The sequence below is a fragment of the Evansella sp. AB-rgal1 genome, assembly GCF_041820985.1.
Taxonomy (GTDB): Bacteria; Bacillota; Bacilli; order Bacillales; family Salisediminibacteriaceae; genus Evansella.
The window spans coordinates 20,465-39,464 of the sequence record NZ_JBGUAU010000011.1; the positions used below are offsets into that span (position 1 = coordinate 20,465).

Consider the following 19,000-nt stretch of genomic DNA (forward strand, 5'->3'; position numbering starts at 1 on the left):
ACGTCTAATTAAATGACTTATAACGTTTTACAATATGTATATTACTAATTATACTATTTTTATATTCGTTATTTAGAACAACTGACGTGGAAGGGGAGAAAAAATGGAAGTTTTATATATAACACCTAAAACACCTTATAAAAAAGGTGATGAAGAACAAAAAAAATCCTATAATCAAATTTACAATTTTGTAACTGAAGGGGTAAAAGTAGACTGTATATTTTTGAATGATAATTTTTATTATTTATCTCCTAGTTCTAATATAATAGAACAATCCTTCAATTCGTCGGATATTGAAATAAAAAAAATGAACAAAAGCTATAAATTAATGTTGCAATATTTAGTAAAGGATATCCCATTTCAAATTATGAAAAATTATTCTGAGGAATTAAAAGGAATAATTGAGAAATGTTTAGAAAGTAAGGATTATAATGTAGTACATATTCATTACAGTTTAATGTTTAATCTTCATGATATTGATTGGGGAAATGCAAAAGTAATTGTGGATTATTTCGACCCTTTAAGTTTAAAAATAAAGAGGAAATATGAAGACACAATTAATACAATAACTAGACTATTTCTAAGAGAAGAATTACAGAGGCTAATTAAGTATGAAAGAATGATAATGGGAAAATTTGAGAATGGGATTGTATATACTATTACGGATAAAAATGAATTATCTGATCGAACAAACAGTAATAACTTAAAAATGATCCCTAACGTGCTACAAGAGGATGATGAAAAGAGAAATAAGCAAGAAAACTACCCAATAAAAAATCTTTTGTACTTATATAGCATTTTCTTAAATGATCAAAGGACTAGGGTTGAAAACGAATAAATATAGTTTTGCACCAATTCTTATGTCTGGAAAAATACCTTCCTGGCAAAAGAATTGGCGCATAATGTTACTTTAGACTTTATTTAGATTCCATATAGATGAGGCATACTCCTGAATCGTCCGGTCACTAGAAAACTTTCCGGAATGAGCAATATTAGCTACACTCATATTCAACCATGTAAACTTATCGCGATAAGACTGTTCCACTAATTCATGAGAGACAATATAGGGGTCAAAGTCCTTTAATACGAAATAAGGATCATTATGGTACAGGATATGATAGAAAATATCCTTAAATTCAATATCATGTGTACCGAACCAACCCTCATTTAATTGATCTAGAATACGACGAACTCTGTCATCTGTATTATAGATATCTCGAGCCACATATCCACCATTATGATAGTACTCTAACACTTCATCCGCAGTTAAGCCGAAAATAAAAATATTATTATCTCCAACTAAATCTCTAATTTCAATGTTAGCACCATCTAACGTACCGAGGGTGATGGCACCATTCATCATCATCTTCATATTGCCTGTGCCAGATGCTTCTTTACTTGCAGTAGAAATTTGCTCACTGATATCAGCTGCTGGAATAATTTTTTCAGCGAGGCTAACGTTATAATTCTCAAGAAACACAACCTTGAGTTTATCTTTAATGTCTGGATCGTGATTCACAATAGAAGCTACCTTGTTTATTAACTTAATAACTTCTTTTGCTAAGTGGTAACTTGGTGCTGCTTTTGCTCCAAAAATAAATGTTCGTGGTGTAATGTCCTGGTTTGGATTATCCTTTAATTCATTGTATAAATAAATAACATGGAAAATATTTAATAACTGACGTTTATATTCATGAAGTCTTTTTATTTGAACATCAAAAATGGACTTATCATCCACTTTTATTCCAGTTCGGTCAAGAATAAACTTAGCTAGTGCTTGTTTATTTTCATGCTTAACTTTGTCAATTTTTTCTAAAAAGGGTCTGTCTTTTGAGTAACGAAGTAGACTAATAAGTTGATTCGGTCGTGAAATCCATTGTGGTCCAATTACATCCGTAATAACATCTGACAATTTAGGGTTTACTTGTAAAAGCCAACGGCGATGTGTGATACCATTTGTTTTGTTATTAAATTTATTAGGAAAAAGATGATAAAAATCTTTCATTTCCTTTTTCTTCAATATCTCAGTATGAATTCGCGCTACACCATTAACGCTAAAGCTACCTACAATCGCTAACCTTGCCATATGAACTTGATTGTCAGCAATAATTGCTAATTCATGAATCTTGTTCCGCAATTCAGGATACTCCAACCAAATTTCTTTACAAAAACGTTCATTAATTTCGTCGATGATCATGTGTAAGCGTGGAAGTAGGCTTTGAATCATCGCTGTTGGCCACTTTTCCAGTGCTTCACTTAATGTCGTGTGATTTGTATATGCAATAACTTTCGTTGTGATTTTCCATGCATCTTCCCAGCCATAATGCTCTTCATCCATAAGGATTCTCATAAGTTCCGGAATTGCTAAACTAGGATGTGTATCATTAATTTGAATAACAACTTTATCTGGTAAATGATTTAGAGACTTTCGATTTGTTTCCTTATACTTCTTAATAATATTTTGTATGCTAGCGGAAACAAGGAAATACTGTTGCTTTAATCTCAGTTCTTTTCCTTCATGACTTGAATCATCTGGATATAAAAAACCAGATATTTGTTCAATAGAATGGTTATGATCAAGATGGTGATAATACTGTGTTGTGTGTGCTACATCTTCATCACTTGTTGCTAATTCCGCGCTCCAAAGACGAAGACTATTCACTACCTGATTTTCAAATCCAACAATGGGAATATCGTATGGAACAGCCATTACTTGGTCTGTATTTTCATATTTAAATTCCAAACTTCCGTCATTCTTTTTGAACATATGAACTTGACCACCGAAATGGATTTTTATAGCTTCGTCCGCTTTTCTTGTTTCCCAAGGATATTCTTCTTTTAACCAATAATCAGGCAATTCTATCTGATTTCCATGGATGATTCTTTGTTCAAACAATCCGTAACGATATCTGATTCCACATCCATGCCCAGGGTATCGTAAGGATGCTAATGAATCAAGGAAACAAGCAGCAAGTCTCCCTAAACCACCATTACCAAGACCAGCATCATGCTCTTCTGCATAGACCTTCTCAGGATCAAATCCAAGTCGTTCAAGAGCTTCGTTAGTCGTATTTAGTAAACCGAAATTTAGCAGATTACTTTCTGCTAATCTTCCTACTAAAAACTCCATTGATAGATAATAAACTTGCCTTACATTTCTCTTCTTATAATTTTTTTCTGTTTCTAACCAATGAGGCTTTAGTTCGTCATTTACAATAGAAGTGATTACGTAATATAAATCCTTGTCTGATGCATCTTTCAAATCTTTTCCACGTTCTGTTTTCATTTTATTTGTGATGCTTTCCACAAGTTCTTCGGCAGTAATCTTTGACATTCCGTAAATCACTCCTATACTTTAACTTCAGATAATGCTCTATATACACTTACGTATTCATGTGCAGATTCTTTCCAACTAAATTGACTTTTGTTAATATTTTTTGAAAGTTGATTCCAATTATCATTATCATAATAGACAGAAAGGGCATAACGTATAACATTTAATAAATCGTGTGCATTATAGTTGGAAAAACTAAAGCCATTTCCTTTGCTAGTTTCTTTATTAAATGGTGTAATAGTATCTTTTAATCCACCAGTTTCTCTAACAATCGGTACTGTTTTGTATTGCAAAGATATTAGTTGAGCTAATCCACAAGGCTCAAACTGGGATGGCATTAAAAAGAAATCTGCACTTGCATACATTTGTCTAGCAAGACCTTCGTCAAACATTAAACGTAGAGCGAATTTATCTGGATAGTGGTAAGCTATGTGAGATAAATAGCCTTCGAATTCTTGATCACCAGTTCCAAGAATTGCGATCTGAATATCCTCTTGGTGTAATAGTTCTTCTAAAATACACTGAAGAAGATGCAATCCTTTTTGTTCTACAAGACGTGTAATCATAATAAATAAAGGCTTTTCTGGGTCAATTGCAAGACCTAATTTTTCCTGTAAAAGCACTTTGTTTTCTTTTTTCTTTATTCTCGAATGTCGATAATTTACTTCAATATAGCTATCTTTTAACGGATTATAATCGTCTGTGTCAATTCCATTCAGAACACCAAGAACGTCGTCGGATCTTTCTAAAAGTATTGGATGTAGACCTTCGCTATAGTAAGGGTCTTTAATTTCCTCGGCATAAGTAGGACTTACGGTTGTTATTTTATCTGCATGGAATAACCCACTTTTCATACAATTTAACATTCCATTCCATTCAAATCCTGCAAAATGCTCTCGTGGAAGGCTGAAAAACTCGTCGAACATATCGTGGGGCATAAGTCCTTGATATTTAATATTGTGTATAGTGAAGACAGTTTGTAAATTAGGAATCGGTTGAATGATCTTTGCTAGAGCCACAGCCATTCCAGCTTGCCAGTCATGTGCATGAAGTATTTCAGGAGTGAAGTCTAAGTGTTGTAAAGCTTCCATTACTGCTCTACTAAAGAACACAAATCTTTCTCCATCATCGTAATACCCATACACTCCTTTTCTAGTAAAATAGTAATCATTGGAAATAAAGTAATAAAACACGTTATTATGCTCTAGTGTATATAAGCTAGCTTCTTGATTTCTCCATCCTAATGGAACATGGAAAGACGTTTGATACGTCATTTGATCTCGCCACTTACTAGGTATTTCATCGTATAGAGGTAGAATGACTCTTACTTCCATTTTTTCATGTTTTATTAATGCTTGTGGAAGAGACCCTATTACATCAGCAAGTCCTCCAGTTTTTATAAAAGGTGTACATTCCGAAGCAACAAATAACACGTTTTTCATATAAGATCTCTTCTCCTTTCATTTCCTTTGAACCGTAGTTTAGTTATTATTTAATTTTGACATTTAAGCCAAAAGGATTGTTTGTGTGATCTCAAAGTTAGTTATTATTAACAATTGCTAACAGTGCTTTTCATTCTTGAAATATAGATTAGGAATGGCGCATGAGAAATATTCTCTACATTATCTTTCTCTTTGCTACGACATATGGTTTTTCTTTGGAACCTATGAATGTTTGACCTGAGGTTATAAAAACGTCTTTGTCTAAAATGACATTCTCAAGAGAAACTCCTGATTCTATTGTACAACGTTGCATAATAATAGAATTTTTAACTCTTGCGCCTTCTTTTACTGTTACACCGCGAAACAAGACACTATTTTCAATGTGTCCATTGATAACACAACCATTAGCAATTAAAGAGCCCTTTACATTTGACTGCTGTTGGTATTTTGTTGGTGGTTCATTACTATTTTTTGTTTGAATAAACGATTCTTTGTAAAAAAGTGATTTATACGTATCTATACTTAAGAGATTCATATTATGTCGAAAAAAGCTTTCAACGGAGTTAACAAAAGCACCATAACCTTTATGTTTATAAGTTTGGACTTTTATTTTTGGCAAATTATCCTTAATTCCATGAAGGAAGAAGTTATCTTTATGATGGGCAATACAATCGTCTACTAGATCTAATAAGAGATCTTTACTTAAAATGTAAATCCCAGTAAACAACTGGTGGTTTGCTTTATCATTTGTAATATCTGTTACCCAACCTTCTTCGTTGGATGTTACTCTTAAACAAGAGTTGTGTTCTTGTTCCAATTCTGGAATACGAGTAGTAATTAATGTAACATCAGCCTTACTATTTAAATGCTGTTTGAATGCTTCTTGATAGTCACTATTAGAAATAAATTGACTCCCACTTATCAATACATGACTGGCTCTGCCACGTAAAAAATAATCTCTGTTATTATGAAAGTATTGTAAGTCTCCCTTTGATATATCAGTTGGATCATTAAAATCTGGGGGAAGGATGAATAAACCACCGTTTCTTTTATCCAAATCCCAGTTTGCACCAGTGCCTAGATGGTCCATCAAGGATCGAAATTTACGTCTTGTAAAAATAGCAACGTCTTGAACATTTGATTTCACCATATTAGATAATGTGAAGTCGATTAACCGATAACGTCCGGCAAAAGGTACAGCAGCACCGCAACGGAAGTACGTAAGTTCATTTAAAAAATCATGTTCATGATCGATGTTGATAAGACCCATTAGATTCATTTTGAAACCCCCTTTAAATGTTGTTGTGAGACAAGTGTTTCCATTATCTCTTGATCAAGAACTAATGGTTCCTCATTTATGTCCGTTATGATTTTTGTATTAGCAGGGATTACTGTGTTTTCCATAACAATGACACGATCCAAGTTACAATTTTCCTGCACTTTTACTCCAGGGTGTAGAATGGATTGTTTAACAGAACTACCTTCGTACACTGTTACATTTTCGAATAAGATAGAATGATCTATATTTCCACAAACCCAACATCCTGAATTGATGAGAGAGTTCTTTATGGATGCAGATTCACCAATAAATTGTGGTGGAAAATTAGAATCATGTGTATATGTGCGCCAGTTTTTATTATTTAATGACATGGAAAGATCTTCTTCTAATAGGTCCATGTTTGCTTCCCAATAGCTTTGAACTGTTCCAACATCTTTCCAATAACCATCAAAACGGTATGCATATAACCGGAGGTCATTTTGTAGCATAGCAGGTATAATATCTTTTCCAAAGTCGTGACTTGAATCTTTTAATTTTGCATCTGCTAATAAATATGACTTCAGAACGGACCATGTAAAGATATAAATACCCATAGAAGCTAGATTGCTTTTAGGTTGAGGGGGTTTTTCTTCGAATTCATAGATTCTTAGATCATCAGTTGTATTCAATATTCCAAAGCGAGAAGCCTCTTCTAATGGAACTTCCATTACAGAAATGGTCGCATCTGCCTCACTATCCTTATGATGCTGAAGTAGTGTATTATAATTCATTTGATAGATGTGATCTCCTGAGATTACAAGAACATATTCCGGGTTATACTGATCTATATAATGTATATTTTGGTAAATAGCATCAGCTGTCCCTGAATACCAATTACCTCCTTCTTTCGCAGTATAAGGGGAAAGAATAGCAACACCATCTTTTTGCCTATCTAAATCCCACGGTTTACCAATTCCGATATGTTTGTTTAATAGTAACGGGGAGTATTGTGTTAATACCCCGACAGTATGAATACCAGAATTGGTACAATTACTAAGTGTGAAGTCAATAATCCGATACTTTCCCCCGAAATACACAGCTGGTTTAGCTAAATTTTTTGTTAAGGCTCCTAGTCGTTTGCCTTCCCCACCGGCTAATAGCATTCCTACACATTCTTTTTTCATGTTATCCCCCTTCTTGACCCTGCCCAGTCAAATTAATCAACTTTCTTAAAAATAGAAATAGCGATTGGTGGTACTTTGATTTTTATATGTTGAGGTAATCCATGCCACTTTTTAGGGAAACTAAAATGTTTTCCTTCATTAATTTGGTTAGATCCACCAAACTCCACATTATCTGAGTTAAATACTTCCTTGTACGTACCTGGCACTGGAACCCCAATTTTATAGTCGTAATAAACATTAGGGGTAAAATTACAAATAATAATTAGTTCGTCTTCTTTCTTTTTTCCTTTTCTACGAAATGCGATGATGCTCTGATCAATATTGTGTGGATCAACCCATTCAAATCCGTGATGGTCATGATCTAATTCATAAAGAGCCTTGTTTTGTAAGTAGAAGTGATTCAATTTTTTTACATATTGGAAATTAGCTTGATGAAGAGGATAATCTAGTAAGTGCCAATCTAGTTGTTCTTTATCTTTCCATTCAGAATATAACGCTAATTCCCCTCCCATAAATAATAGTTTCTTTCCAGGATGGGCCATTTGATATCCGTATAACAGACGTAATTGTGCAAATTTCTGCCATTGATCCCCTGGCATCTTATCTAACAAGGACTTTTTACCATGAACTACTTCATCATGAGAGAGAGGTAGAACAAAGTTTTCAGAATGTGTATACATGAATGAAAAAGTTAATAAATTGTGGTGCCACTTTCGATGAACAGGGTCATATTTCATATATTGGAGCATGTCATTCATCCAGCCCATATTCCACTTATAATTGAAACCTAACCCGCCAGTGTATGTGGGGGCTGTAACTAAAGGTAGGTCTGAGCTATCTTCAGCCATCATTAAAATATTTGGTTCATGTTTAAATACAGTTTCATTTAATTTTCGAATAAAGGCATAAGCTTCAAGATTTTCTTCTCCACCAAAATTGTTGAAAATCCTTTCTTCCTCATCGCCCTTATCAAAGTTTAGAAATAACATACTAGCTACTGCATCTACTCTGAAACCATCGATATGATACTCCTCTAGCCAAAATATTGCATTTGAAATAAGAAAGCTTTGAACTTCTGGTCTGCCAAAATCAAAAGTGAGTGTCCCCCATGATTTCTTTTCTGCTTTATTTGGATCAGAGTACTCATATATAGGGGATCCATCAAATTGCCGTAAACCGTGCTCATCTTTACAGAAATGGCCTGGAACAAAATCCATAATAATTCCTATATTATTGAGGTGGCATGTATCAACAAAATACTTAAAATCATCAGGAGTGCCAAATCTACTTGTTACCGAAAAATAGCCAGTAATTTGATATCCCCATGATAAATCAAATGGATGCTCGGCTAAAGGCAATACCTCTATATGGGTGTATCCCAATTCTTTTACATATGGCACAAGTTCTTCAGCTAATTGACGGTATGTGTATAAATCTCCATTCTCATATAATTTCCAAGAACCTAAGTGAACCTCATATATGGAGAGTGGAGATGAATAGGAATGATATGTTTTTAATTGTTTTCTCCAAGCGGAGTCGGTCCATTTATAAGTGGAAGGAATAGGAACAATGGAAGCTGTTGCAGGTCTCACCTCAGACATGAAGGCATAAGGGTCTGATTTAAGAACAGATCTTCCACTTTCATGGGTTATTTCATACTTATATGGAGTATTACCTGGAATAGACTCAAAAAATCCGAACCACAAGCCTTGATCGTTTATTCTATGTAAACGAAAGTTCGTACCATCCCAATTGTTAAAATCACCAACAACTTTGACTTCTTTTGCATTTGGAGCCCAAACCCCAAACCTATATCCATTTTTATTTTGCCAATCAATTAAGTGACACCCTAGCATATAATGACTGTGAAAGTTTGTACCTTGGTGGAATAAGTAAATATCCTGTTCTGAAACATTGAACATGAATGTGACTCCTTTCATGAGTAAAATTCATTAGAAGTAAGTGATGATTATTTATACTAAGAACAGAATAAAGTAGTATTATGTTGAAGATATCTTTTTCTTTGAATGCTACCACGTGTAAGAAAAAAATTGCCTATGAAGTGAGTTGGAAAAGTGGGGAGTTCCATAGTGTGTATGCAATATATTTCTACATTATAATGAAAGTTCCTTTAAGAATATATAAATAAAATATTACAATTTAATGTATATAAATGAATTTTTTGTAAGTCGTTGTCGAATAAATTATTGAAAGATAATATTGTATATATATACAAATTTGATATGGTATATATACGATAAAAAAACGACTGATAGTTAGGTTGTAAAAGCGTTTTCATTTTCCTCTAATAGTATTTCAAGTCTAAAACATGTAAATAATTGGTATTATATTTCATTTATTAAAGGAGTGCTTTTGTGAAAAATGAAATTGCTTGGATTGATGATGTTTCATTATTAACAGTGAATGTAGAAGATTTATCTTATTTATATAGAAAGGAAGATGACATTTATATAGAGTGTAATGAATTAAGATTATTCCCAGACAAAATGGAAAAAGTTAATGAAAACACTGTTTTAATGTCTTTTTCACAGGAGATTCCTTTAGGGAAAGAAGCCAAATTAGACATAGGTGATCGGGGCATACCTGTTTATGCAAGGGATGTCGTGCGCACCACAGCCTTTGAAGAGAAGTATACTTGCTTGGATGAGGTTCTAGGTGCAAGCTGTAATGAACAAGGAACTGACTTTGCTATTTGGGCTCCGACAGCATTTGACGTGACACTATTGTTAAATAATAAAAAAATTTTTATGTTTCGTACAGAAAAAGGGGTTTGGAAAGCAAGGGTAGAAGGTGATTGTCATGGAATGGAGTATGAATTTGAAATTGATGTTGGTGGTAAACGAGAAAAAGTGGTGGATCCATATTGTAAGGCACTGCTTCCTAATAGTGAGAAAGGTATTGTAGTTAATTTAAACAAGTCAAAGAAACTCGAGGGTGTGGAAAGACCTTTCTCAGGACATCTTCAGGATGCAATCATATATGAAGTACATGTTCGTGATGCAACAATAAGTAATGAATCAGGTGTTACTAATAAAGGGAAGTATTTAGGGTTAACAGAAAACAATACGACTACATCAAGAGGATACTCGACTGCTCTTTCCTATTTAAAAGAATTGGGCTGTACACATATTCAATTTTTACCGGTGAATGATTTTGCTAGAGTGGACGAATTGAATCCGAATGGATTTTATAATTGGGGATACGACCCATTGTTTTTTCAAGTACCAGAAGGAAGTTATTCATTAAGACCTGAAGATCCAATGGCTAGAATAATTGAATTGAAGCAGATGATACAAACTCTTCATAAAGAAGGTTTAGCGGTTATTTTAGATGTCGTATATAACCATGTATATAAAATAGAGGAATCTTCATTTGAAAAAATCGTGCCTGGTTATTACTTTCGTTATCATTTAGATGGACAACTAAGTAATGGAACGGGAGTAGGAAATGATATTGCATCAGAAAGAGTGATGGTACGTAAGTTTATTTTAGATACGATTGATTATTGGCTTACGGAATTTAAGGTAGATGGGTTTCGATTTGATTTAATGGGAGCAATAGATGTAGACACTATGAATAAAATAAGAGATAGATGTTTGAAGGAGGATTCTCCTATTATGTTACTGGGAGAAGGCTGGGAATTACCTACTGCATTAGCATCTGAACGAAAAGCTACATCCTTCCAATCACATCGCCTAGAAGGAATTCGATTCTTTAATGACTTTTTCCGAGATACAATAAAGGGTGATTTATTTGATTTGCACAGCTTAGGCTTTGTTAATGGAAAAGGAAGATTTATTGAGCGTCTTCCTCATCTTGTATCAGGATGTACTTTAGAAGAGTATGGAACTCCAATAGTGTCTGACATGGATCAAGTTGTCAATTATGTTGAATGTCATGATAATCATACCCTTTGGGATAAGCTCGCTGTATCTAATGAGCAAGAAGATGGAGAAGACCGGAAACGAATGCATCAATTAGCAACGGGGATAACATTATTAAGTCAAGGTGTGCCTTTTCTTCATGCTGGTCAAGAATGGTTTCGTACGAAGAAAGGTGATGGCAATAGCTATATATCTGGAGATGATATAAATCAATTAGATTGGTTAGTAAGAGAAAAGGAAGATAGTAATATTTCTTTTGTTAGAAAACTGATTAGCATTAGAAAAGAGCATGATGTTTTTCGTCTGAAAACAAAAAATGAAATCAGAAGAAGACTTCATATTTTACAAACGCCAGCACCGCTTTGTGGTTGGACTCTCTTTGGAAACAAAGAGGATTTCACCATATATGTAAACCCAACTAAAAAAAGGTTTGAAGTTCACCTTCCTTCACCAGGGAATTGGGAAGTGTGTGCAACAAATGATCGAAACAGAACAGAGAGTGAAATTGTTGGTGAATATGCATTTGTAGAGCCTTATGAACTGATTGTGTTGAAAAAAATGAGGAGATAATAAGGGCGAGTGGAGTAAAAGGGAGGATATCCTTTTGCTCCATTTTTTTTATTGTCTACCATGAAAATACGCATTATCAAGCTGACTTAAACTTTCTAGTTTTAACAACTTTGTTGATCTGTATTCCATTCGTTTCAGCCCATTCGCTTTCCTAGTGGAGCTGCCGAGCCTTCTACACTCCTTCATCGCTCCGAAGTCTCGCCTCTGCTCTGCATCCCACTGGAGTTCGTGGACTTACGCTCATTCCATATAAAGTAAAGAAGACTAACTATACTCATAACATATTTTCATCCGTCATGGTGAAAATCTTCACTTTCATGGATGTCTACCCTCAAATAATTTGGGTTTTATGCTGGCATTAGGGGCGGCATGATGGGATAATTGCTCAAACACTTGGTATACAGAGGTTTTTGAGAAATCATGTAACAAAATGCTAACATTGTGCTTGAGATATGATGAATGAAGGCTTCTCATAAGTTGATAAAACTTATGGGAAGCTATTTTTCATTTCTTATGTCACAGGTGGTGAAGATTGTTAGCAATTAGATTCCTCATCACTTTTTTAATAAAATAACTATTTGTATGGTAAAATATTCAAGTAGTGTATTTTGAAATTTCCGAAAAAAGATGTCCTGAAAAATTAATCAAAAGGGGTTGTGGTAAATATGCCGGAGAATTTTATAAATATTACTCTTTTTATAATAGGATCAATGGTAGCCGTTTTTATAACTATTAAAATAATATTAATATTTAAAAGCTATAGTAGAACTTCAAACCAAGAAAGTTTAGAGAAGCCAAATTTTAAAAGTAAAAACGAATGTCTTGAGGAAGAAAATGTTCTCACTGATGTTCCTATGGAACTACCTTGGGAAGTAAAGTCTTCAGCTAGTTTTGATATAAGGGAATATGAACGACCACAAAGAGTGCCTTTAAATAGGGATTTGAAGGTAGTATTAATAATCTCGTAAAACTAGCCCCAACAGCTACGGATATTGTAAAAACGGATAAAAAGGTCATTATAAAGTTTAGCAAAGAAATTCTTGATAAAGTGAATTCTGGCGAATTAACATTGATGAAAACAAATGGAGCAGCAAATGAATTTAGAGCAATGGTAGTTGATTCAAAAAATAAAATTCGAGGTCATGGATCAATAGGGATAAAGAATGTGAAAAAACTTAATCCTGCGCAATTAGCAAATGTTGCTCTTGGAGTAATGACTATTATTTCGGCACAAGAACACTTAGAAAATATCAACCAAAAGTTAAATGTTATAGATGATAAGGTTAACACACTGTTGAGGTATAACAGAAATGATAAACTTGGAAGAATTCAAGGTGCTGTTCGATATTTAAAGTCTATACTACTAGAAATACAAAAAGGTGATATTACAAATAACCATGCATACTTTGCCAAAATTGAGGATATTTATTTAATTTGTTATCAAGAGCTACAATCTATTTTTATAGAGCAACCGACTACCATTAATAACTTAAGGGATGTTAAGGAAGTGATTAAATATGATTTAGATAGTGTTGTAACAGAGATTGACACTATAGCTACCACTGAAAAAGACCTATCCCTTTGCTTTGGAAACTTAGAATTGATGGCCATTTGTTTGAATATGAGAACCTATATAGAAGGAACTGATGAAGTAAGTCTATTAAGGCTTGCTGATATTGAAAGTGATTATAAGAAAACAATCAATCATTTTGACGAATTTAATAGAATTACAAAAGAAAAACAAATAAAGCTAGATGGAAAATTTAGATTTGAAAGTACAGTTAAAGAACGTAAAAAAAGATTAGAAAAAAAGATTACCTACCTCAACAAAACAATCGCCAAGAATATCATAGACATGGAAGAACAACTAATCCAACTCAAACAAGGAAAAAATTCTGATTTAAATAAACCAATTGACCTTCAAGTAGAGTATGATGAAGCAGGTGAAATTACAGCATTGTATAAGTTGAAGAAGGCTAATTAGTTGGAAATGTCTTATGTGAAAAGCTAAAACAGGAGCGGGCTCACAAAGCTAATATGTACATTATTTCAAACACAGTGGGAGGGGAAAAAATGATAAAAAAGTTATTTTCAAAAGTCAAAAAACTAGACCACAATAAACAGGAATTACTGTATGACATCTACTATAATAAAGTATACAAAACAGCATATTTTATTACACAAGATTCTTATCTTGCTCAAGACGTATTACAGGAAACATTTATAAAAGTGTTCCAAAAATATGACACTCTTAAAGATAAGGAGAAGGTTAATTCTTGGTTAATTAGTATTACTACAAGGACAGCAATTGATATGCTCAGAAAAGAAAAAATAAGGAACCATGTAAACTTAGATGACGTTAATAGTAAGAGTTTGGAAAATATGACCTGTATAAATAATGTCGAAAGTGAAGTAGATAAAATCTATGAACGTGAAAGTGTGAGAGCCTGCCTTGAAAAATTACCTTATGATTTCCAAACTGTATTAGTTTTAAAATACATTCATGGGATAAGTGATAAAGAAATAGCGAATATTTTAAGTGTTCAAGTGGGAACAGTGAAATCTAGGCTACATCGAGCTAAAACAAAAATGAAACAAGTAATCGAGGAGTCAGAATTAGTAGAGGAGGAAATAATTTGAATAAACATAAGGATGAGTTTTTGAATAAACTTATTGACTTATATAATAATCCTCCAAGTCCACCCTTGTCTAAAGAGGAGAAGTGGAAAGAGATACAAATGAAACTAAATACAAAGAATAGACGGAGTAAAAAATACTTTATAGTAGCAGGAATTTTATTAACTATAATTTCCTTTACTTTTTTTGCACCTAAAAATGCTTCTTCATTTAATTGGATTTCTAATATATATAGTCAAATACAAGGTACTGTTACTCAAATAACGGGTTCAGTAGGCAGTCTAAATTCTGTAGATATTAAACCACCACCATCTATTTCAATCGTTGAGGAAAATAAGAGTACTGTTAAGATGGATTTTGTAGAAGCTCAGCAATTGACTAATTTTACCATTAAACATCCTGATTACTTACCTAAAGGATTTAAACTTCAAGATGTAACGGTTGAATTCAATAATGGAGAAATAAGTAATATAATATTTTTAGACTACTTTAAAGATGATGTATTAATGAAGATTAGGCAAATATATACACCAGAACAATCAGGTTATTCACTAGGTTTTGATAATGAAGATACAGAAATGGTTGAAGTGATGATCAATACTGATTACGGAAAATTACTAATGTTCAAAGACGGTACTCATATACTAATTTGGTACAATAATAATAATCAGCTTATGATTGAAAGTAAAATAAATAGAGATGAAATTATTAAAATAGCAGAAAGTATGTAACAAGGGTTATATACTGTTATAAGATGAATTATTATGGAATCGTTAGAGATTACCCACATTTCTATTTGTAAAAATTATGAACTAGAGATGCTAGTATTACACACCGGTTACAAGATTATTCTGGTTTTTGGGATCATTGCTTAATGCGGGACTTAAGGCGCTGGCAGACAACTAACTTTACCTCTTATTTGATTATCAGCAGACTAGGGAAAGTAAGCATATCAACACTTTCTATCAATTTTTCATGGATATTTACACGTCGATGGATACGCTGGATACAAATGGGAGGCCGAATGTAGAGCTGACTGGTTGTTGGGCTCATGCCCGATGAGGACTTACGGCTACCTTGATGAAGGCCAATGCCTGAATCTAGTCAGTCAGCCAGTGTAACAGCTAAACGAAGGCCTTCATTTTTACAATCTACTATTAGGCATCGAACGATATATATAAGACTTTTCATCGTATTCTCCATTGTTAAATACTAAATCTAATGTACCTGACAATACATTATCCCCATTATTTAACCTAACAATATCTACATCACCTTCATACTTTAGAGGATAAGTACTATTTAAAATTTTTGCTACTCCAGAACCCGAGATTTTAGCAAGGTTTTGTTCTTCATTAGGAACCATAGTTAAATTTAAATTAATAAAACCATCTAATTTTTCTTTGTTGTTAAGTTGATTTTTAAAGACTGATGAATTACCTTTTTTGAAGTTATCGATATTTAAAATCTCTAAAACATCACCATCTGTACTAATGTTTTCTTTAATTGTAATTTTAACTGAATCTTTATCTGACGCTCCAATACTAGGGATAGATACAAGAGAAAACCAAACAACAAAAACAGATAATAACACTACTAATTTCTTCAACAATACAATCCTCTCCTTTTATTATAATTTATAAAACTAACCTAACCTCCTTACTAAGCTTATTATTTTATCTTCATTCTCTAGACGGATAAAAATTAAAAAAGGTTCCCAGTGTGAATGAATTTAGCATTTAATTTGGAACTAATAGCAACTATAAAACGTCAATATTATAGACACTATTTCACTGTTTGAAAGGAGTATTTATGAAAAAAAATAAATTTATTATGTTTACTTTAATAATTTTATTAATTATATTTGTATCATTATTCACAAGGTACAATGTACCTAAAGATTTTGAGGAAATTAATTATGGAAAGAATGAGGTACAACAAGCTTTAATTGATTTAGAATTTGAAACAAAATATCCATCATATTTACCTAGCAATTTTTCTATGAAATCAGCAAACATTTTTATACATAACGGTAATCATCAAGCTATAGAGTTCTACGGAAACTTAAAAGAGCGTGAAGGGGGAATCTGGTTAATTGCATCTAAGCTTGATTTTAATTGGAGTGAGGGTATAGTTTGGAAGAGTGTAGAGATAAATAATAATGTTGCTTCTTTTTCACAACAATTAGAATCAATTATACTCAAGTGGCAGGATGAAAATATATATTATCGAATAGAGGCTAGTTCAATAAGTAAACATGAATTAATTAAGATTGCCGAGTCTTTTCAGTAGTTATATAATATTATTATCTTTATCTTTAGGTTGGATATTTTGTGTACAGGCAATTTATAAATGAAAAGAAGAATGTCCATTTATTACTTTTAAATTTAATATAATTAATTTTATATAAGCATTGAAATTTTTGGTGATTATTGTTTTTGTTTAACATATAATTCCCCCTGTCATGAGTAGTAAAAAATAATATAATGAATAATGAGGAAAATTTATTATGGGATTAATATGCTCTAGAAACTTTATGGAAATGGCTGATTCGACCAATATGACTACAAAGGAATTGGAAATCTAGCTACAAGTTATATAGGAGAATCGATTAATGCTTTAGAGAAAGCAACGAAAAATATTCAGCTCAACGGGATAAGGTATTGCTAAATAAACATCAATTAAAGTCACTCATGTATCGATGCTAACATTTTGCTAACGCAATCCAGTGAAAAACAGTAAAATAAAGTTAAAGATGTTACAGTAAGAATTTAACAAAACCTTGATTTACCGCAGTTTACGCACACCAGGTTAAAGATATTACACACTCTCACCTTAGGGGCGGTATGATGTGATGATCGCTCAAACCCTTGATATATAAGGGTTTTCCTACAATTTACTAACAAAATGATAACATAAAATAAACATAAAGAAGCTTCTCAAAATTTGAGTAAAATTTTGGGGAGCTTCTTTTTTCATGTTTTTGTGTTACATGGAGCTGGAAATACAGAGCAGTGCCAATCATAAATTATATTTACACATATTATTTGCGGTTAGCCCAGATAAGTTTTACAAAGTTTAATTTGTGAATGGCTCCCTCAAAAAAATGAAAGATTAAACTTCTCCGTTGTTTTCAGGTTTAAGAATTTGTTTTAGTCAAGATTTTGCCTTTTGGGACACTGTATTAGTTCCTATGGAGCATATTCACGAATTTTTCATATTGAATGATTTGTGAATATTATATAATAGTATGTGGAATATTCGGGAATTTCAGGAAATGGTGTAAAATTAAAGTAGTGATATTTAGAAATGAAAATAGTTAGCAGAATAATTAATAAATAGATTATCATAGGAGGATATGATGAGTAGAGAAGCTGACCATACCATAAAAGGTTTTTTATATCAATTTAATAAAACTTTAAATACTATTTTGAGTAGTACTGATCAAGATGAGATTCAAATAGAGGGAATTATAGAAGATATTGATATCAAAAATTCAAATATAACAAATGCAATTCAATGTAAATATCACGAATCAAAAGTTCGTCATAATTTATCAGATATATACAAACCTATTCTTCAAATGCTATTACATTTTTTAGAAAATGATTCTTTGAATATTAAATATGTCTTATATGCTTATTTTCCAAATGAGCAAGTAGGTGTAAAGGAAGTTACGAAATCCCAAATTGAAGAAATACTTTCATCAAGCAATTTTGATTATATTAGTAAATATATATCTAAAGTTAAACCACCTAAAGAGCAGAATATTAAGGATTTACTTGGAAAAGCTAGTAAAACCTCTGAAGAGAAAACCAAAATAAAAAAATACTATGAAACTAGTAAATTAGAAACCATTGTAGACATTGATAAGTTTTTGAAAGATCACTTTGTTTTTGAAATAGGTCTCTCCTATGAAAAATTAATGAATGAAACAAAGAATTTATTAATGAAAGAAGGATTTTCATTAGAAGACGTAAGAGATTTGTTTTATCCCAATAGTATTCAGTATATCGCAGAACTTAGTATTCTTTCTGAAGCAGAAAAAAGAATATCAAGTAAAAATAAATTAATAGACTATTTGAATGGAAATAAAAAAACTGCAATGAGTAGGTGGACTAGTGAAGTTTTATCCAGAAAGGAATTGTTAAAAGTAAGAAAAAATCAATTAGTACCATCCTTAAATATAAATTCTAGATCTCGATATTTTATCATCGCCCCTGATACAATTGATAACTTTGATGATGAATTTATTCTTTTTGTAAAGGACTACCTTGATAAATATAATTCAAAAATAAAATTACATACTGAAACCCCTTGTTTTATATTAAAAACAGATGTTAATAACTTATCAGAATACCATAAAAGATTTGTTTCAAGAAATATACAAATAATAACTGGCTATATTGGGGGCACATTTTATTTTAAAGAATTTAATAAAGAGCCTAAAAGAATTATTAAGGATAACTGGGTAGAATTTAAAGCGAGAATTTCTTGTAATTCAGATGAGGTAATAAAATGTATCAATTATAAAAAATGTGATGATTTATATATAGTAGGGGAAATAGACGTTAACTCACTAGATACAACGGACGTAAATATAGAACATTTAGAAATAAATAATTTCAGGGAATTAAAATACTTATTATCTATGGCAAAGGAGATTTGAT

The 19,000-nt window shown here is 32.3% G+C and carries 14 protein-coding genes and 1 pseudogene; 9 read left to right on the forward strand and 6 right to left on the reverse strand.

What is annotated here, in order from left to right:
• Positions 1-103: 103 nt before the first annotated feature.
• Positions 104-838, forward strand: a complete 735-nt coding sequence (locus tag ACERII_RS10915; protein ID WP_373642299.1) for a hypothetical protein — start codon at positions 104-106, stop codon at positions 836-838.
• 72 nt (positions 839-910) lie between these two features.
• Here ACERII_RS10915 and ACERII_RS10920 read toward each other — a convergent pair whose 3' ends face one another.
• From ACERII_RS10920 to glgB, 5 genes are all read right to left on the reverse strand, one after another.
• Positions 911-3,334 carry a glycogen/starch/alpha-glucan phosphorylase gene (locus tag ACERII_RS10920; protein ID WP_373642301.1) on the reverse strand — a complete coding sequence of 808 codons (2,424 nt, stop codon included), beginning with the start codon at positions 3,332-3,334 and terminating at the stop codon, positions 911-913.
• A 14-nt stretch (positions 3,335-3,348) separates the two neighbouring features.
• Positions 3,349-4,776, reverse strand: coding sequence for a glycogen synthase GlgA (glgA, locus tag ACERII_RS10925; RefSeq protein WP_373642302.1), 1,428 nt, complete (start codon positions 4,774-4,776; stop codon positions 3,349-3,351).
• 175 nt (positions 4,777-4,951) lie between these two features.
• A complete protein-coding gene (gene glgD / locus ACERII_RS10930) occupies positions 4,952-6,055 on the reverse strand; it encodes a glucose-1-phosphate adenylyltransferase subunit GlgD (RefSeq protein ID WP_373642304.1) in 1,104 nt (367 codons plus the stop codon).
• Entirely contained in the window at positions 6,052-7,218 is a 1,167-nt protein-coding gene (locus tag ACERII_RS10935; protein WP_373642306.1) for a glucose-1-phosphate adenylyltransferase, read from the reverse strand. The genes glgD and ACERII_RS10935 overlap by 4 nt, the downstream gene beginning before the upstream one ends.
• Positions 7,219-7,250: 32 nt before the next feature.
• Entirely contained in the window at positions 7,251-9,140 is a 1,890-nt protein-coding gene (glgB, locus tag ACERII_RS10940; protein ID WP_373642308.1) for a 1,4-alpha-glucan branching protein GlgB, read from the reverse strand.
• 453 nt (positions 9,141-9,593) lie between these two features.
• On the opposite strand from glgB, the gene pulA reads away from it, so the two are divergent.
• From pulA to ACERII_RS10970, 6 genes and pseudogenes are all read left to right on the forward strand, one after another.
• Entirely contained in the window at positions 9,594-11,693 is a 2,100-nt protein-coding gene (gene pulA / locus ACERII_RS10945) for a type I pullulanase (protein ID WP_373642310.1), read from the forward strand.
• Positions 11,694-12,358: 665 nt separating this feature from the next.
• Positions 12,359-12,661 carry a hypothetical protein gene (locus ACERII_RS10950; protein ID WP_373642311.1) on the forward strand — a complete coding sequence of 101 codons (303 nt, stop codon included), beginning with the start codon at positions 12,359-12,361 and terminating at the stop codon, positions 12,659-12,661.
• Positions 12,662-12,762: 101 nt separating this feature from the next.
• A complete protein-coding gene (locus tag ACERII_RS10955) occupies positions 12,763-13,677 on the forward strand; it encodes a hypothetical protein (protein ID WP_373642313.1) in 915 nt (304 codons plus the stop codon).
• Positions 13,678-13,766: 89 nt separating this feature from the next.
• On the forward strand, positions 13,767-14,333 hold the full coding sequence (locus ACERII_RS10960) for an RNA polymerase sigma factor (protein ID WP_373642315.1): 567 nt from the start codon (positions 13,767-13,769) through the stop codon (positions 14,331-14,333).
• Positions 14,330-15,061 carry a DUF4367 domain-containing protein gene (locus ACERII_RS10965; protein WP_373642317.1) on the forward strand — a complete coding sequence of 244 codons (732 nt, stop codon included), beginning with the start codon at positions 14,330-14,332 and terminating at the stop codon, positions 15,059-15,061. Before ACERII_RS10960 ends, ACERII_RS10965 begins: the two co-directional genes overlap by 4 nt.
• A 193-nt stretch (positions 15,062-15,254) precedes the next feature.
• Positions 15,255-15,392: pseudogene (locus ACERII_RS10970) on the forward strand (hypothetical protein); the annotation flags it as partial.
• Between the two features lie 82 nt (positions 15,393-15,474).
• On the opposite strand, the gene ACERII_RS10975 reads toward ACERII_RS10970, so the two are convergent.
• Positions 15,475-15,942: a hypothetical protein gene (locus tag ACERII_RS10975; RefSeq protein WP_373642319.1), complete on the reverse strand. Its 468-nt coding sequence runs from the start codon at positions 15,940-15,942 to the stop codon at positions 15,475-15,477.
• Positions 15,943-16,142: 200 nt separating this feature from the next.
• On the opposite strand from ACERII_RS10975, the gene ACERII_RS10980 reads away from it, so the two are divergent.
• Together ACERII_RS10980 and ACERII_RS10985 are read left to right on the forward strand one after the other, a co-directional pair.
• Positions 16,143-16,622, forward strand: coding sequence for a DUF4367 domain-containing protein (locus ACERII_RS10980; RefSeq protein WP_373642321.1), 480 nt, complete (start codon positions 16,143-16,145; stop codon positions 16,620-16,622).
• Positions 16,623-17,691: 1,069 nt separating this feature from the next.
• A complete protein-coding gene (locus tag ACERII_RS10985) occupies positions 17,692-18,999 on the forward strand; it encodes a hypothetical protein (protein ID WP_373642323.1) in 1,308 nt (435 codons plus the stop codon).
• The last annotated feature ends 1 nt before the right edge of the window (position 19,000 follow it).